The 16,345-nt window shown below is 70.3% G+C and carries 9 protein-coding genes; 7 read left to right on the top strand and 2 right to left on the bottom strand.

The window, feature by feature from the left end; genetic code table 11:
- The first annotated feature begins 205 nt into the window (after positions 1 to 205).
- The 7 genes from HUA76_RS23890 to HUA76_RS23860 all read left to right on the top strand — a co-directional run bounded on the left by HUA76_RS23890 (position 206) and on the right by HUA76_RS23860 (position 12,490).
- The gene (locus HUA76_RS23890; protein ID WP_141640648.1) at positions 206 to 1,249 is read left to right on the top strand and encodes an LLM class flavin-dependent oxidoreductase; all 1,044 of its coding nucleotides are present in this window, start codon (positions 206 to 208) and stop codon (positions 1,247 to 1,249) included.
- Between the two features lie 168 nt (positions 1,250 to 1,417).
- Positions 1,418 to 6,025 (top strand): type I polyketide synthase, encoded by a 4,608-nt coding sequence (locus tag HUA76_RS23885; protein ID WP_174462165.1) that lies wholly within the window; start codon positions 1,418 to 1,420, stop codon positions 6,023 to 6,025.
- Positions 6,026 to 6,040: 15 nt separating this feature from the next.
- Positions 6,041 to 9,121 (top strand): type I polyketide synthase, encoded by a 3,081-nt coding sequence (locus HUA76_RS23880; RefSeq protein WP_371823512.1) that lies wholly within the window; start codon positions 6,041 to 6,043, stop codon positions 9,119 to 9,121.
- 31 nt (positions 9,122 to 9,152) lie between these two features.
- Entirely contained in the window at positions 9,153 to 10,457 is a 1,305-nt protein-coding gene (locus HUA76_RS23875; RefSeq protein ID WP_141640646.1) for a glycosyltransferase family 4 protein, read from the top strand.
- Positions 10,454 to 11,242 carry a thioesterase II family protein gene (locus HUA76_RS23870; protein WP_141640645.1) on the top strand — a complete coding sequence of 263 codons (789 nt, stop codon included), beginning with the start codon at positions 10,454 to 10,456 and terminating at the stop codon, positions 11,240 to 11,242. Before HUA76_RS23875 ends, HUA76_RS23870 begins: the two co-directional genes overlap by 4 nt.
- A gap of 23 nt (positions 11,243 to 11,265) precedes the next feature.
- Positions 11,266 to 11,598 carry a hypothetical protein gene (locus tag HUA76_RS23865; protein WP_141640644.1) on the top strand — a complete coding sequence of 111 codons (333 nt, stop codon included), beginning with the start codon at positions 11,266 to 11,268 and terminating at the stop codon, positions 11,596 to 11,598.
- A gap of 22 nt (positions 11,599 to 11,620) precedes the next feature.
- Positions 11,621 to 12,490, top strand: a complete 870-nt coding sequence (locus tag HUA76_RS23860) for a cupin-like domain-containing protein (RefSeq protein ID WP_141640643.1) — start codon at positions 11,621 to 11,623, stop codon at positions 12,488 to 12,490.
- A gap of 15 nt (positions 12,491 to 12,505) precedes the next feature.
- Here the strand turns inward: HUA76_RS23860 and HUA76_RS23855 are convergent, their stop codons facing one another.
- Both HUA76_RS23855 and HUA76_RS23850 read right to left on the bottom strand, forming a co-directional pair.
- Complete coding sequence (locus tag HUA76_RS23855) at positions 12,506 to 13,963, bottom strand: hypothetical protein (RefSeq protein WP_254614425.1); 1,458 nt, start codon at positions 13,961 to 13,963, stop codon at positions 12,506 to 12,508.
- A 37-nt stretch (positions 13,964 to 14,000) separates the two neighbouring features.
- The gene (locus HUA76_RS23850) at positions 14,001 to 16,304 is read right to left on the bottom strand and encodes a lantibiotic dehydratase (RefSeq protein WP_254614424.1); all 2,304 of its coding nucleotides are present in this window, start codon (positions 16,302 to 16,304) and stop codon (positions 14,001 to 14,003) included.
- Positions 16,305 to 16,345 lie beyond the last annotated feature (41 nt).

Here is a 16,345-nt window from a genome sequence, read left to right as displayed (position 1 = left end):
CCGGGAAGAAGGAGGAGTCCGCGCAACCACAGCACTCCTGCCTGTCACATTTTCTCGGAGTTCAAACAAAATCAGCCAAGCCTCATTTCTCACGGCTGACGGTGCTATTATAGTAACGACCCCCAACGAAACGCGGTCAACTCGACGCCCCGGCCCGTGTCGTCCACGGCCGAGGGTGTCACTTGCCCCGGGAGAAGCGCTCGCCGTGAAGCTCAGTGTCCTTGACCATTCCATCGTCGCCCGAGGCAGCACGACACGTGAGGCATTCCAGAACACGGTGGAGCTGGCCCGTGCGGCGGAGCAGCTCGGCTATCACCGTTTCTGGGTCGCGGAGCACCACGGCTCCGGACACTTCGCCGGTGTCGCTCCCGAAATCATGGTGGCGCATGTCGCGGCGGCGACGTCGCGCATCCGTGTAGGCACGGGCGGTGTGCTGCTGACGAACTACAGCCCCTTCAAGGTCGCCGAGGTCTTCCGGCTGTTGGAAGCGCTCCACCCGGGTCGCATCGACCTGGGCATCGGGCGGACGTCTGGCAGCGCGGACCTGGTGGCCAAGGCGCTGGCGTACGGCGTCCCCGCGAGCAACGAGAGCTTCCCGACGAAGCTCGAGGACCTCATCGCCTTCATCTCGGGGAGCACGCCCGCGACGGCGGAGTTCCAGGGGCTGGGGTTGCGGACGATGGCGCCGGGGATGCCGCAGCTGTGGGCGCTGGGCTCGGGTGAGCAGAGCTCCGTGCTCGCCGCGCGGCTGGGAATCTCCTTCTGCTTCGCCCACTTCTTCAATCCGATTCACGGCGGTCCGGTGACGCGCGGCTACCGCGCGCGGTTCCAGCCCTCTCACGTGCAATCGGCGCCTCGTTCCTCCGTCAGTGTGTATGTCATCTGTGCACCGACGGAGCAGGAAGCTCGGCGGATAGCCCGCAGCAGCGACCTGCTGACCATCAACACCCGCCGGGGCCGCAACGAAGAGCCCATTCCCTCCATCGAGGAGGCGGAGGCCTACGCCTATACGCCCGAGGACCAGGCCACGCTCGAGTTCGACCGCAAGCGCGTCGTCTGCGGAGCTCCGGCCCAGGTGAAGGAGCAGCTGCTGGGCATGGCCGAGGAGTTCCAGGCGGACGAGCTGCTCATCACGACCATCGTCCACGACCACCGCGCCCGGCTGCGGTCCTACGAATTGCTCGCCGACGCGTTCTCGCTCACGAACACGCGCGACGAAGCCCTACCCACCGCCCGCACCGCGAGCTGATTCGCGGCCTCGGGTGACTCGCGGCGGCCGGGGGACCGCCGCGGGCGACGGCTCCAGCACATTCGTCACGGACGTTCCTCCGCCTTGAAACCGTATGTGCGGACCGTTCGTACGTTCCAGACACGCCTCCCCCTGATTCTCCTCCTGCCTGTGAGTGCTTCGACCGCCATGAGCGAAGACAACCTGAATGACGGCGATGCACTGGCCATTGCCATTGTCGGCATGGCCGGCCGCTTCCCGGGCTCTCCGGACGTGGAAGCCTACTGGCGCAACCTCCGCGACGGCGTGGAGGGCATCCGCTTCTTCACGGACGACGAGCTGCGCGCGCGGGGTGTCCCCGAAGAGCGACTGAGGCAGCCGGGCTTCGTGAAGGCCGGGGCGGTGCTGGAGCAGGTGGATGCCTTCGACGCGGGCTTCTTCGGCTACTCGCCGCGTGAGGCGGCGTTGATGGACCCGCAGCACCGCATCTTCCTGGAGTGCGCCTGGGAAGCGATGGAGCACGCGGGCCACGGGCTGGACACGGAGTCGCGCTCGGTGGGCGTCTTCGCGGGAACGAGCCTGAGCACCTACCTGCTCTTCAACCTGCACACGCACCCGGAGCTGCTCGATTCAGGCGACAGCTTCCAGGTGATGATTGGCAACGACAAGGACTTCCTCGCCACGCGGCTCGCGTACCACATGGACCTCAAGGGTCCGAGCCTCGACGTGCAGACGGGATGTTCCACCTCGCTGGTCGCAACCCACCTGGCCTGTCAGGCGCTGCTCGGCTTCCAGTGTGACGTGGCGCTCGCGGGGGGCGTGTCCGTGGACATGCCCCAGCGCACCGGCTACGTGCACCAGCCCGGTGGCATCGCGTCGCCGGACGGGCACTGTCGCCCCTTCGATGCCGAGGCCCAGGGAACGCTCTTCGGCAGTGGCGTGGGCGTGGTGGTGCTCAAGCGGCTGGAGGACGCGCTGGCGGACGGCAGCCACATCCACGCCGTCATCCGCGCCACGGCCGTCAACAACGACGGCGCCTCGAAGCTCGGCTACACCGCCCCCAGTTCCGAGGGGCAGGCGGAGGTCATTGCCCGCACCCATGCGCTGGCGGGCGTGACGCCGGACAAAGTGGGCTTCGTGGAGACGCACGGCACCGGCACGCTGCTGGGAGATCCGGTGGAGGTCTCCGCGCTGACGAGCGCCTTCCGCGCGGGCACCGAGGCCACCAGCTTCTGCGCGCTGGGCTCGGTCAAGTCGAACATCGGCCACCTGGACGCGGCGGCGGGCGTGGCCGGCCTCATCAAGGCGACGCTCGCGGTGGAGCACGGGCAGATCCCTCCCACCCTGCACTGCCGGACGCCCAACCCCAACATCGACTGGGCCCGGAGCCCCTTCTATGTGAACGCCACGCTGAAGGACTGGCAGCCCCATGGCCACCGGCGCCACGCGGGCGTGAGTTCCTTTGGCATTGGCGGCACCAACGCCCACGCGCTGCTGGAAGCGCCTCCTCCTCCCGCGCCTTCCGGCCCCACCCGGCCGTGGAAGCTGGTGGCCCTCTCCGCGAAGAAGCCGGGCGCGCTGGACACGCTCAGCCACAACCTCGGCGCGCACCTGGCGGCGCATCCGGAGCAGGAACTGGCGGACGTGGCCTACACCCTCCAGATCGGCCGAAAGGCCTTCGCCCATCGGCGCGTGGTGATTTGCGAGGACGGCCAGGACGCGGCCACCGTGCTGACCGATGGGGCACCGGAGCGCGTGTTCACCGGCATGGCGAAGGACGGTGGACGTCCCGTCGTGTTCCTCTTCCCCGGTGGCGGGGCCCAGCACGTGCGCATGGGGCAGGAGCTGTACGAGACGGAGCCCGCCTTTCGCGAGGCGTTCGACGCGTGCGCCGCCCTGCTGTCGCGCCGGGGAGGCCCGTCGCTGCGCGCGGTGCTCTACCCGCCTGGAGACGCGGACGCCTCGGCGCCCCTGCCTCGCCCGTCCGTGGGCCTGCCCGCGCTCTTCACCGTGGAGTACGCGCTCGCGAAGCTGTGGGAGTCCTGGGGCATCCAGCCCGAGGCGATGATTGGCCACAGCATGGGCGAGTACGTCGCCGCCTGCCTCGCGGGTGTCTTCTCGCTGGAGGATGCGCTCGCCCTGGTGACCGAGCGGGGTCGCCTCTTCGAGCAGCTCCCCTCGGGCGCCATGGTGAGCGTGGCCCTGTCCGAGGAGGAACTGCTGCCGCTGCTGAGCGAGCGGCTGTCGCTGGCCGCCGTCAATGGACCCACTCAGTGCGTGGTGGCCGGAGACACCGCCGCCGTGGACGCGCTTTCGACGGAGCTGGCGGCGCGTGGCATCGAGCACCGTCGGGTCCACATCGACGTGGCCGCGCACTCGCACATCATCGACTCCATCCTGCCGGCGTTCTCCGCCTTCGTGAGCCGGCTGAAGTTGCAGACCCCCAAGCTGCCCTTCGTGTCCGGTGTAACGGGGACGTGGGTGACGGAGGAGGAGGCCACGGACCCGCGCTACTGGGTGCGGCACCTCCGGCAGACGGTGCGCTTTGGCCCCGGCCTGCGCTGCCTGATGGAGGACACCTCGCGCGTGCTGTTGGAGGTGGGCCCCGGCCGGACGCTGGGCTCGCTCGCGCGGCTCCAGGTGGCTCGCGACCAGTCCACCGTCGTGCTCACGTCGATGCGTGCTCCTCGCGAGCCGGGCTCCGACGTGCGTTTCGTGCTCACCACGCTGGGGCGGCTCTGGATGGCCGGCGTGCCGGTGGACTGGAAGCGCCTGTACGCCGGAGAGAAGCGGCGGCGCGTGGTGCTCCCCACCTACCCCTTCGAGCGCAAGCGGCACTGGTTGGACCCGAAGCTGGTGGGCGCCATCGTGGGCGGAGAGGCCTCGCTCGCCCGGCGCAAGGACGCCTCCGACTGGTACTACCTGCCGTCGTGGAAGCGGACGCTCGCCCCGCGAGTGCCCGCGGCCACCCTGGGTCACTGGCTCGTCTTCGTCGACGAGCGGGGGCTGGGTGACGCGCTGGCGGCGCGGCTCATGGAGACCGGCGGCCGGGTCACCCGCGTGAAGTCCGGGCCTGACTTCCGCCGGCTGGAGGACGGAGACTTCGAGGTGAACCCGGGCCGCGCGGAGAATTACGCGACGCTGCTGGCCGCGCTCACCGAGGACGGGCCGCGACCCGACCGCATCGTCCACCTGTGGAGCGTGGATGCGACGGGCGCGGGCCTGGAAGGCGTGGAGCGCGCCCAGGACACGGGCTTCTTCAGCCTGCTCTTCCTGGCGCAGGCGCTGGGAGGCCAGGGTTCGTCCGGGTCGGTACACCTCACGGTGGTCTCCACTGGAGTGCAGTCCGTCACCGGCCACGAGTCACTCGCCTCGGAGAAGGCCACGCTGCTCGGCGCATGTCGCGTGCTGCCCCATGAGGTGCCGGGCCTCACGTGTCGGACGCTCGATGTGGAGCTGCCCGAAAGTCCGACGGAGCTGCTGGCGTTGGCGGCACGACTGGCGGGCGAGGTCACCGCGGCGTCCTCCAACGGCGCGGTCGCGCTGAGAGGCGCCCACCGCTGGGAGCAGTCCCTGGAGCCCGCGCACCTGACGCCTCCGGAGACGGGCGCGCCGACGCGGCTGCGGCCTCGGGGCACGTACCTCATCACCGGTGGCCTGGGCGGAATCGGCCTGGTGCTGGCGGAGTCTCTCGCGCGCAGGGTGCAGGCCCGGCTGGTGCTGGTGGGTCACCGCGCGATGCCGGAACGAAGCCACTGGGATGCGTGGCTGGGCGCACACGATGAGCAGGACGTGGTGAGCCAGCGGATTCGCCGGGTCCTCGTGTTGGAGTCACTCGGGTCCGAGGTCCTGGTACTCCAGGCGGACGTGGGCGACGCGGGGCAGATGGCGGAGGTGATGCGCCGCACGCGTGAGACTTTTGGCGATCCGCATGGCGTCATCCATGCCGCGGGTGTGCCCGCGGGTGGGCTCGCGCAGCTTCGAACCCGGAAGGCGGTGGAAAATGTCCTCCGTCCGAAGGTGCGAGGCACGTGGGTCCTGCACGAGCTGTTGAAGGGCATGCCCCTCGACTTCCTCCTGCTCTGCTCGTCCCGCACGGCCTTCACCGCCGAGCCCGGGCAGATCGACCACTGCGCGGCGTGCGCCTTCCAGGATGCCTTCGCCTATCAGGCCTCGGCGACGGGGAGCCTGCCGGTCATCTCCCTGGGCTGGGACACGTGGCGCGAGGTGGGCCAGGCCGTCACCACCCAGATTCCCGGCGGGGCAGACGCGCTGCGCGAGGCGATGCTCACCCACGCCCTGTCCCCCACCGAGGGCGTGGACGTGTTCGAGCGCGTGCTCGCGCAGATGCCCACGCACGTCGTGGTGTCCACGCAGGACCTGCGCGCGGCCATGGCCCGCAGCGCCAGCTTCCTCCAGGACCTGATGGGCCCGGTGGAGACGGACGACGCGCCCAAGGGAGAGCGCGCTGCGCCCACGAACATGGACGACGCGGAGCGCGAGCTGGCGGACATCTGGCGGCGCTTCCTGGGTGTGGAGAGCGTGTCGCTGCACGAGAACTTCTTCGAGCTGGGTGGCAACTCGCTGATTGGCCTGAAGGTCATCAACGAGGTGAAGCGCCGCTTCGGCACGGACGTGCCCGTGGTGGCGCTCTTCGAGAACCCCACCCTGAGCGCCATGGCGCGGCTCCTGACGCGCGGACAGGACCCGGCGCCGACGACGACCACCAGCGACCGGAGGAGCCGAGGAGCGCGGCGCCGGGAGCAAATCCAGCAGCGCCGCCAGTCCGGCAATTGAGGGGGAGGAACCAGCGTGTCGGAAGGCAACACGGGCATGGAGATCGCAATCACCGGGATGGCCGGGCGCTTCCCGGGCGCACGCGGCCTGGATGAGCTGTGGCGCAACCTGTGCGACGGCGTGGAGGCCATCGAGCCTCTGTCGGACGACGCGGTGCTGAAGGCCGGCCTGCCCCCGGAGGTGCTCGCGGATCCCCACTTCATCAAGGTGGCCTCGCGACTGGAGGACGTGGCGGGCTTCGACGCGGCCTTCTTCGGCTACACGCCGCGCGAGGCGGAGGTGATGGACCCGCAGCAGCGCCTGTTCCTGGAGTGCGCGCTGGAGGCACTGGAGGACGCGGGCCAGGGAGCGCCGCCCCAGGACGTGCTGGTGGGCGTCTTCGGTGGCCAGGCCCTGAGCACGTATCTGTTGCTCAACCTGATGGGGAACGCGGAGCTCCTTCGCACCGCGGACCCGCTCCAGCTCAACCTGGGCAACGCGGGCAGCTTCCTCACCACGCGCGTCTCCTACAAGCTGGACCTTCGCGGCCCCAGCTTCAACGTGGAGAGCGCGTGCTCCACGTCGCTCGTCGCGGTCCACGTCGCCTGCCAGAGCCTGCTCAACCAGGAGTGTGACGTCGCGCTCGCGGGAGGCGTGTCCATCAACCTCCAGCTCCAGGGCGGCTATCGCTACGTGGAAGGTGGCATCCTCTCGCCGGATGGGCGCTGTCGCTCGTTCGACGCGCAGGCGAAGGGCATCGTCTTCGGCAGCGGCGCGGGAGTGGTGGCGCTCAAGCGGCTGGAGGACGCGCTCGCGGATGGCAGTCACATCTACGCCGTCATCAAGGGCTCCGCGGTGAACAACGACGGCGCCGCGCGCGTGGGCTACACCGCGCCGGGCGTCGAGGGACAGGCCGCCGTCATCTCCGAGGCCCTGGGCAGCGCGGGCGTGTCCGCCGCGAGCATCGGCTACGTGGAGGCGCACGGCACCGGCACGGCGTTGGGAGACCCCATCGAGGTGCAGGCGTTGACGCGGGCCTTCGGTGACGAGGCGGCGGGGCCGCGCACGTGCGCCATCGGCTCGCTCAAGCCCAACGTGGGCCACCTGGACGCGGCGGCGGGCGTGGCGGGCCTCATCAAGACGGCGCTGGCGCTCAAGCACCGCAAGCTGCCGCCCAGCCTCAACTTCGAGACGCCCAACCCCAACATCCCCTGGGACGAGAGCCCCTTCTACGTCAACACCACGCTGCGCGAGTGGAAGGCCTCCGCCCACGGGCCCCGGCGCGCTGGCGTGAGCAGCTTCGGCATGGGTGGCACCAACGCCCACGTCATCCTCGAGGAGCCGCCGACGCGAGCCCCTGTCCGGGCCGCCCGCGCGCAGCAACTCCTGCTCCTGTCGGCTCGCACGCCCGCCGCGCTCGCCGCGCAGACCCAGCGGCTGGCGGAGCACCTTCGCGCGAACCCGGGCCTGGAGCCCGCGGACGCGGCGTACAGCCTCCAGGTCGGCAGGCGTCGCCACGCGCATCGCCGCGCCATCGTGTGTCAGGGACGTGAGGACGCGCTCACGGCGCTGGGAGACACCGCGCGGCAGTTGTCCGCCGCCGAGGAGCGTACGGGCCGCTCCACGGTCTTCATGTTCCCCGGCCAGGGCGCGCAGTACGCGGGAATGGCCCAGGGCCTCTACGAGAGCGAGCGCGCCTTCCGCGCGGTAGTGGACGACTGCGCCACCCGGCTCACGCCACACCTGGGCCAGGACCTGCGCGAGGTCCTCTTCCCCGCGGCGAACCGCGCGGAGGAGGCCCAGCGCCAGTTGCAGCAGACGCGACTGGCACAGCCCGCCCTCTTCACCATCGAGTACGCGCTCGCCCGGCTATGGATGAGCTGGGGCGTTCAGCCCGAGGCGATGATTGGCCACAGCATCGGTGAGTACGTGGCCGCGTGCCTCGCGGGCGTCTTCAGCCTGCCGGATGCGCTGGCCCTGGTGGCCGCGCGCGGCAAGCTCATGCAGGAGCTGCCGTCGGGGGCCATGCTCTCCGTCGCGCTGCCGCATGCGGAGCTGACGCCGCTGCTGGACGCGCGCGTGTCCGTGGCCGCGGTGAACGCGCCTTCGCTGACGGTGGTCGCCGGACCCGACGACGCGGTGGAAGCACTGCGGGCCCGGCTCGAGGAGCGCGGCGTGCAGGCTCGCAAGCTGCACACCTCGCACGCGTTCCACTCCGCGATGATGGACCCCATCCTCGCGCCGTTCACCGAGCGCGTGCGGCGGGTCAAGCTGTCCGCGCCCCAACTGCCCTACCTCTCCAACGTCACGGGCACCTGGGTGACGGCCGCCGAGGCGACGGACCCGGCGTACTGGGCCCGCCATCTGCGCCAGCCGGTGCGCTTCGCGGCGGGGCTCTCGCTGCTGCGGCCCGCGCAGGTGCTGCTGGAGGTCGGTCCCGGACGCACGCTGTCCACCTTCGCCGCCCAGCCCGGCGCGCTCCCGCAGGCGCCCACCACGATGACCGCACTGCGCCACCCGGACACGCGGCAGCCGGATACGGCCGTGCTGCTCGGCGCGCTGGGGCAGCTGTGGCTTTCGGGCGTGGACGTGGACTGGGAGGCCTTCCACGGAGGGGAGCGACGACTGCGCGTCCCGCTGCCCACGTATCCCTTCGAGCGCAAGCGCTACTGGGTCTCCCCGGATGGACACCGCGCGCTGGCTTCCGCTCCAGCACCGGAGCGCACGCTCGAGGCCCGGGAGTATGAAGAGGCGGCGTCCGCGGGCTACTCGCGCCCCGCGCTGTCCACGGAGTACGTGTCACCCGACACGGACGACGCGCGGACGGTGGCGCGCATCTGGGAGGACGTGCTGGGCGTGCGGCCGGTGGGCCTCAACGACGACTTCTTCGCGCTCGGGGGGCACTCGCTGCTGGCCACCACGGTGGTGGGTCGCCTGCGGGACACCTTCGGCTTCACGGTGCCACTGCAGTCCCTGTTCGAGGCACCGACGGTCGCCCGCCTCGCGGCGTTGGTGGCCGAGCAGCGCAAGAGCCCCGGCCATGATGATCCGGAAGTCGAGGCCCTGCTGAAGATGCTGGCGGAGCTCACCCCCGAAGAGGTCGCGGCCAGTCGCTAGCCGCGCTCCCACCCCTTTCGAGAAACAGCCGATGGCATCTCCCAACTCCGCACCCCTGAAGGCCCTCATCCTGGCCATGGAGTACACCCCGAACGTGGCCGGAGGCGTGGGCACCTACGTCTACGAACTGGCCCGCGGGCTGGCCCGTGGCGGGTGCAAGGTCACCGTCGTGGCGTACACCCCGGGCGAGCCGGCCGTGCTTCGCGAGCCCAACCTCACCGTGCACCTGGTCCCGCCAAGCCGGGGCAGCCTCTCGCAAGCGGCGCAGCTCTCGCTGGTGCGTGGCATCCGCCTCTTCAACGAGGACCTGGTCCACCACGGCCGCGAGCGCATCCGCGAGGAGCAGCCGGACCTCATCCACTTCCACCAGTGGCACACACACCGCGCCGCGCGGGTGCTCGGCCGCGAGGCCGGCGTGCCCGTGCTGGGCACCAGCCACTACATCTCCGAGCCCGCCGAGCGCTGGTGGGGCCAGACGCCCGACCCGGAGATCCTCGAGGAGGAGCGCAGCTTCTACGACGGCACGACGCCGGTCATCTCGGTGAGTGAGTCCATGAGCGAGCTCATCCGGGAGACCTACGGGCTGTCGGCGTCGCTGCTGCACACCATCCACTGCGGCATGGAGGCGGGGCCCTTCCTGGAGCCCTCGCACACTCCCGAGCAGTACGCGCGGCTGCGCGCCACGGTGGCCACGCCCGATGACCCGGTCGTCCTCTACACGGGCCGGCTCCATCCGCAGAAGGGCATCACCGCCATCTTCGCCGCCGCCGAGCGCGTGCTCGCCAAACGTCCAGAGGTGCGCTTCCTCCTGGCGGGCGGCACCGACTCGCGCGAGTCCACGCAGATGGTGCAAGGGCTGACCCAGCGCTACGCGCACCTGCGCCACCGCATCAAGCTGCTGGGCAAGTTGCCGCGTCGCCAGCTCGGACTGCTGCACCGAATCTCGGACCTGGCGCTGGTGCCCTCGCTGTACGAACCCTTCGGCTACACGGCCATCGAGGCCATGGCCTCCGGGCTCCCGCTCGTGGCGACGAGGTCTGGAGGCCCGGCGGAGATCGTCGAGCACGAGAAGACGGGCATGCTCGTCCCGGTGCTGCCCGGCGCGCCAGGAGGCCCGCGCGAGGTGGATATCGAGGCGCTCGCCAACGCGCAGCTCCACTTGCTGGAGGACCGCCAGCGCGCTCGGAGCATGGGCCTCGCCGGACAGCAGCGCGTGGTGGAGCTCTTCGGCCTGCCGCGCATGGTGGCCGCCAACCGCGTCGTGTACCAGAAGCTGATCGACATGCCCGCCCGGCAGGCCGAGGCCCCTGTCGCCCGGCGCGAGGTGCTCTCATGACATCCCCGGTGTCGCCCTCCCCCGCCCTGGCCGCGGCGGAGTGGCTGGCCTTCCACGTCCCGCAGCCGAGCGCCTGGGTGAGGGTGTTCTGCCTGCCCCACGCGGGCGGCAGCGCGTCGCTGTTCCGCACCTGGCAGGCGGAGCTGGGACAGGACATCGAGGTGTGCCCGGTGCAGCTCCCCGGCCGGGAGAACCGGCTGCGTGAGCCGCCCCTGCGTGAGCTGCCGCGAGTCGTCGACTTCCTGGTGGACGTGGTGGCGCGCCACGGGGACAAGCCCTTCGCCCTGTTCGGTCACAGCATGGGCGCGCTGCTCGCGTACGAGCTGACGCGGGCGCTGCGCGAGCGGGGGCTCCCCACGCCGTTGCACCTCTTCGTCGCCAGCTACCGCGCGCCCCAGACGCTGAAGGCCCACCCGCCCACGGCGATCACACACGACATCGACGCGGCCGAGGCCCGGCGCATGGGCGAGGCCATCTCCGTCTCGGGCGACATGGCGGAAGAGCTGCTGAAGCTGATTCGCACCACCCTGCTGGCGGACACCGCCGTGTGCGAGGGCTACACGTGGAAGCCGGGCCCCGCCCTGGCCTGTCCGCTGTCCGCCTTCCGAGGCTTCGACGACTACGTCCCCGAGGACGCGACGGAGGCCTGGCGCCAGCTCACCTCCGGAACGTTCTTCACCCAGACATTCCTGGGCGACCACTTCTTCCTGCGGCAGACGCCTCGCGGCCTGTTGCAGAACATGCGCCGGAGCCTCGCGAAGTCGCGGCCCGCGCCTTCCCGCTGACCCTCCCCAAAGGAGCTGCCCCGATGAAGTACCTCATCTACGTCAAGGACCGCACCTCGGGCCCCGTGCCCCCGGACCCCATCGCCCTCAACCGCTCCGTTCGCGAGTGGGTGGGCGCCCGCCTCCAGGACGGCACCATGGACTGTGCCTACTACGTCCTCCCGAAGATGGGCCTCTGTATCATCAACGCCGACTCGCACGAGACGCTGCTGACGCTGCTGCGCGCGTGGCCGTCGTTCGCGTTCCAGGAGTTCGAGATCCACATGCTGGCGGACGTGCGCCACGGCATCGACAACAACTTCGAGCGACTGACGCGCGAGGGCCCCAAGGCCCAGGCCGAAGAAAACGCGGCGTGACGCGCCACCCAGGAGAGCTGTCATGAGCACCGCCACCGTGCAGAAGGATGTCGGGCCCCAGGTCCCCGAGCGCATGCCGCTCGACAACCGTCGGGCTTTCTACGAAGGCCTCGAAGCCAACAACAAGCCCATCATCTTCACGGATGCCATGAAGGGCTGGCCCGCCGCCGAGCGGTGGACCTTCGACTGGTTCATCCAGCAGTACGGCGACGTGAGCGTCCCGGTGGAGTGGCTGCGCTACAACGCACGCCCCGCTGGCGACGTGGAGCGCGTGGGCCGCGTGCGGAAGATGACGATGCGCGACTACGTCGCGTCGTTGAAGGTGAAGGACGGCGAGGAGACGCCGGGCTACCTCATCGGCAACGACTTGTTCCGCACCCTCCCCGCCCTGCACCGCGACGTGCGCTTCGACGAGTACGCCGTGCAGCGGCGCCTCACCGAGCAGCTCTTCTTCATGGGGCCGAAGGGCACCTTCACCCAGCTCCACTTCGACCGCGCGCACAACCTGCACGCCGTCATGGTGGGCCGCAAGCAGTGGCAGCTGTACGCGCCGTCACGGGACGCGGAGCTGCGGCCGGCGAAGCTCAGCCACCCCTGGTCGGTGATGAGCGCGCATGACCTGACGCCGCACGGGGGCAAGCCGGATGAGCTGCCCGCGGGCAAGGTCCCCGACTATGACTTCGTCCTGGAGGCCGGGGAGATCCTCTACCTGCCCTATGGCTGGTGGCACCGCGTGTACACGGTGGAGGACGCCATCGCCACCAACTACTGGTGGTGGACCTGGTCCATGCTGGCGCGCATCGGCCCCAAGCTCATCCCCTCCATCGCGGTGAGCGCGATGAAGAAGATGCGCAAGCAGCAGACGCTCGGTCGCGAGTACCGCGAGCAGTGACGCGGAGCCGGCGGCTCACTCCAAGTCGATGAGGGCGGCGAACATCGCGCCCTGCGAGACATTGACGACGCCTGTGCCCTTTCCCATGGGGCACAGGCGCAGCGAGTGGCCGCCGTAGGTTTCACCGAGGACGAAGAGTCCCCAGATGACGCTGTGAGGCAGCACCCCACCGTCGGGTCCCAAGTAGTGGAAGGGCGCGGACCGCACCCGCTCCTGCACCACCCAGCCGCCCTCATCGAGCGCCTTGCGCGCGGCTTCGTCCCACGCCGGCGCGGGCGTCGACGCCCCGAGCAACACCGAGGCGCCGCCAAAGTCCCGCCCCGCCTTGAGCACCAGCTCCTCGCGCCGGGAGGACAGCAGCTCCGGAAGGAAGACGCGCTCTCCCCCGCGCTCGACGTGGGCCCGCTCGACACGGCGAGACCAGGGCACGTGGGTGCGCACCAGCGCCTGCTCCTCGGCGGACAGCGCGGAGGACGTCACACGCTCCGACAGGAGCGCGAGGTTGCGCTTGTCGTCGAGCACGTCCTGAGCAGGACCGTTGAAGAGGCTGATTGAGCGAGCGGAGGTGGCGGCCCGCGCGTTTTCGATGAACTCCGGGCCCGCCATCAGGAGACGATCCCGGGCCTCGTACTCGACCACCGCGTGCAGCCGCTTGCCCTGGGTGGTGAGGCGGTGTCCCTCGGCGCTCTTCACCGCGCCGTAGGTGGTCATGAAGACCTCGCCCCGCGCGCCCTCAGGACGGAGGATCTCCATGAGCTGGCTGGTGAAGAGTCGGCACGCCTGCTCCGCGAGCGCCGGCCCCGGAAGTCCGCTCGGGGGGAAGAGGATGGCGATGTTGCACTCGCCCTCCCACTCGGTGTCGCGGCGCACGCAGTCCACGATGTTGGCGAAGAAGGCGCGCAGGGTATGGGGCTGACGGACGCGCAGCCCCTGCTCGGTGGCGAAGCGGTGCATCACGGGCTGCGACATGACCTGCTGGACGAGGAAGGCCGTCTCCCAGCCGCCGACCCCCGCCGTCAGGTTGAACTCCAGGCACTTCAGGGACGTGCCATCGTGGATGAAGTCACCCCGGCTGATGGCGCCACGCGCGTCGTCCGTGCGCGCGAGGCAGTCCAGCGCCTCGCTGGCGCGCTCCTGGGAGAGCCCGTACCAGGCCGCCGCGCTGCCAGCGTCCCCGAGCAGTCGCCGTGGCGCGCATTTGATGAGTCGGCACAGCTTCGTGGCCATCTCCCGCATCGCCAACACCGCCGTGGCGTCGATGAACAGGGGCCAGGCGTGCAGCTGGTAGGGAAAGAGCGGTGACGCCTCGCTCGGCGCGAAACTGTGCCGCGCGAAGGTCTCCGGGACGCGCTCGGCGAAGTCCAGGAACTCCGCGGCCGCGGAGGACAGCCTCCCGTGCAACGCCTTGATGTCGGGAGGGAACGTTCCGCCGGGAATCGGCTCGGGCGCGCGCATGCCGTACTGCTCCTTCATGGGTAGGGGTGAACCACGTCGACTGCGTGGGAGTCGCTCAAGACAGCTCGCAGACCACGCGAAGCTCGCTCGTATATCGGTGCTGGGCCGCATCCGTGAGCCAGAGGTGGTCCGGGTCCGGCACCATCTCCGAGAAGCTGACCCGCGAGAACGGAGCTTCCTCCAGCGCGCGCCGCACCAGCTTGGCCATCATCTCCACCAGGAGCGGGCTGTCGAAGTCCACGAAGCAGGGCTTGCGCTCCGTCTCCACCTTGAAGAACGCGAAGCGAGGGATGCCGAGTCCGCGCTGCCAGCGCCGGGCCTCGAGCCACTGCTCCAGCGCCTCCGTGACACTGGCGAAGCCCAGGCTCGCCGCCGGCACGCTCCATCGCTCGCGGGCGACGATGACACCATCCACCGTCAGTCGCGGCGAGTAGTCCTCGCCCAGCGCCAGGTCGAAGGCGCTCGCGCAGCGGTGCTCCAGATAGACGGCCAGGAAGTCCATCAACCCGAAGCGGCGCCCGCTCACCCGGTCGACAACCTCGAGCGCGCCGTCGCGGCGCTCCACCACCAGGTCACCCACGCGCAAGGCGCGAGCACCAGGGTTCGGCGACGGCTCCTGCCCGGAGAGGTAGTGGAGGCTGCCTCTGGGGAACAGGCACGGCAGCGTCCGCTGGCTCCACTCGGACTTGGGAAACACCGGGATGATATCCGCCTCGGTGGCACACCGCTCCGCGAGCGCGAAGAGCTCCGCGGGCGCGGGGTGCTGCTCCACGAAGAGCGAGGAGATGCTGTTGCACAGGTGCAGCTCACCCAGGACCAGTTGGTAGTCCCCGGCGCGGACCGCCTCGTCGCTCGCCGCGTCGATCATCACGTCCGGCGACGCATGCCAGCGGCGCTTCCACCCCGCTCCGCTCGTGACGAAGCTCTCTCGCACCAGGGGACGCAGTGCCTCGACGGTGCGCGTCTGACGACGGACACCCGGTTCGAGGGCGAAGAGCTCACGCCAGCGACGACGGTGCTCGGTGACAATCTCGTGGATGGGCATCAGCTCCGTCGCGGACGCCGGGTCTTGAATGCCCTCGACGAAGGCGAGCTGGAGCGTGGTGAGCTCCACCGTCGCTCCTCCCTGGGACAGCTTGTCGAACAGCGCCTCCAGGCCCACGCCCGTGCGACGGGTCACCTCGCCCACCAGCCAGCGAGCCCCCGTCAGCAGCAGCTCCAACACGGGTCCGAGTCGCGCGAGCAGCGGAGCCCCCAGCTCCAGCGAGCCGTCCCTCACGCAGTCCTCGTAGATGAGCGTGCGCGAGGCGTACGTCTTGCCCGCCGCGCGCGTCGGAAGCGCGCCCGTCACTTCCTTGAACACGCCCTCCAGCTCCGCGAGCGCTCCGTCCAGCGACTCGGGTGAGCCAGCCGCGGCCTCGACGGCGGCACGCGCGTGCTCCAGTCGGTCCAGCGGGGCCAGCGCGCGCGCCCGAGCATCCGCATCGGGAATCGCCATCAGCGCGCCGCGTAGCACCACCTCCGGGCGCACGAGCAGCGGCACGTCCCAACCCCAGGCCAGCACTCCCATCCCGCTCGCCTGGTCCAGCGCGTCGTAGACCTCGTCCACGTTCGCGAAGGAGGGCTCGGCGCCGCGCGTGAGCGCCTCCGCGATGGCCACTGCGCTGACCGTGCCATCACACCGCGCGAGCAACAGCGCCTGCGACGGCAACAGCTCCACGGGCGTGGGCATGGGGCCATGCAGCACCTGGCCCTCCAGGCGGAAATACGGCAACAGCCGAGGCGGCGCCCAACGTCGCAGGGTGGCGTCCTGGACCAGCGCGGCGCCGAGCGTGTCCATGCACCACGCCTCGAAGTAGACGGCGCGCCGGGAGACGAGTTGCTGCCCCGGCGACAAACGCAAGGCGTCACTCGACTGCGTCAGCCGCGCCCAACCCACCGGACCGAAGAACCCGATGGTGTCATTCTTGGTGCTGTAACGCTGAACGTAGGAAGCGACCAGCCGCTCGCGTTGCCGGGCCTTGCTGTTGCGCGCGGTGGCGGGCAGCGCCGCGAGTGGCTCGACGCCCGTCTTGTACGCGTGACGGTTCTGCCAGAGCAGGGCCTCGCGCAGTCGCGTCTCACCCGCCAGGGAGCGCAGCGCGGCGCTGATATTCAGCAAATCCGCGTCGAACGTGGCACGCAGTGCGTCCCCGGGTGTTTCAGCCCCCGTCTTGAGCCAGGCCTCCGCGGCGGCGGCGGCGCTCGGTGCCGCGAGCCGGAGCACATCCTCGGCGGGAAAACCGGCGCCGCGCAGCGCGGCCCAGGGCCACAGCGCCATTCCAGGAGCAAGCGGGACAAGCAAGGGTGAAACGGACATCGAGGATTCCAGAGGCTCGGGTACAGCGGTCAAGGAAGTCT

Source organism: Myxococcus sp. CA056 (assembly GCF_013336715.1).
Lineage (GTDB): Bacteria > Myxococcota > Myxococcia > Myxococcales > Myxococcaceae > Myxococcus > Myxococcus llanfairpwllgwyngyllgogerychwyrndrobwllllantysiliogogogochensis.
The sequence above is the reverse complement of the archived record's forward strand: the minus strand, read 5'-3'. Positions and strand labels throughout refer to the sequence as shown.

Coding starts and splice junctions, on each gene's coding strand:
- HUA76_RS23885 (WP_174462165.1), top strand. CDS start 1,418: ATGAGCGAAGACAACCTGAATGACGGCGATGCACTGGCCATTGCCATT.
- HUA76_RS23875 (WP_141640646.1), top strand. CDS start 9,153: ATGGCATCTCCCAACTCCGCACCCCTGAAGGCCCTCATCCTGGCCATG.
- HUA76_RS23870 (WP_141640645.1), top strand. CDS start 10,454: ATGACATCCCCGGTGTCGCCCTCCCCCGCCCTGGCCGCGGCGGAGTGG.
- HUA76_RS23865 (WP_141640644.1), top strand. CDS start 11,266: ATGAAGTACCTCATCTACGTCAAGGACCGCACCTCGGGCCCCGTGCCC.
- HUA76_RS23860 (WP_141640643.1), top strand. CDS start 11,621: ATGAGCACCGCCACCGTGCAGAAGGATGTCGGGCCCCAGGTCCCCGAG.
- HUA76_RS23855 (WP_254614425.1), bottom strand. CDS start 13,963: ATGAAGGAGCAGTACGGCATGCGCGCGCCCGAGCCGATTCCCGGCGGA.
- HUA76_RS23850 (WP_254614424.1), bottom strand. CDS start 16,304: ATGTCCGTTTCACCCTTGCTTGTCCCGCTTGCTCCTGGAATGGCGCTG.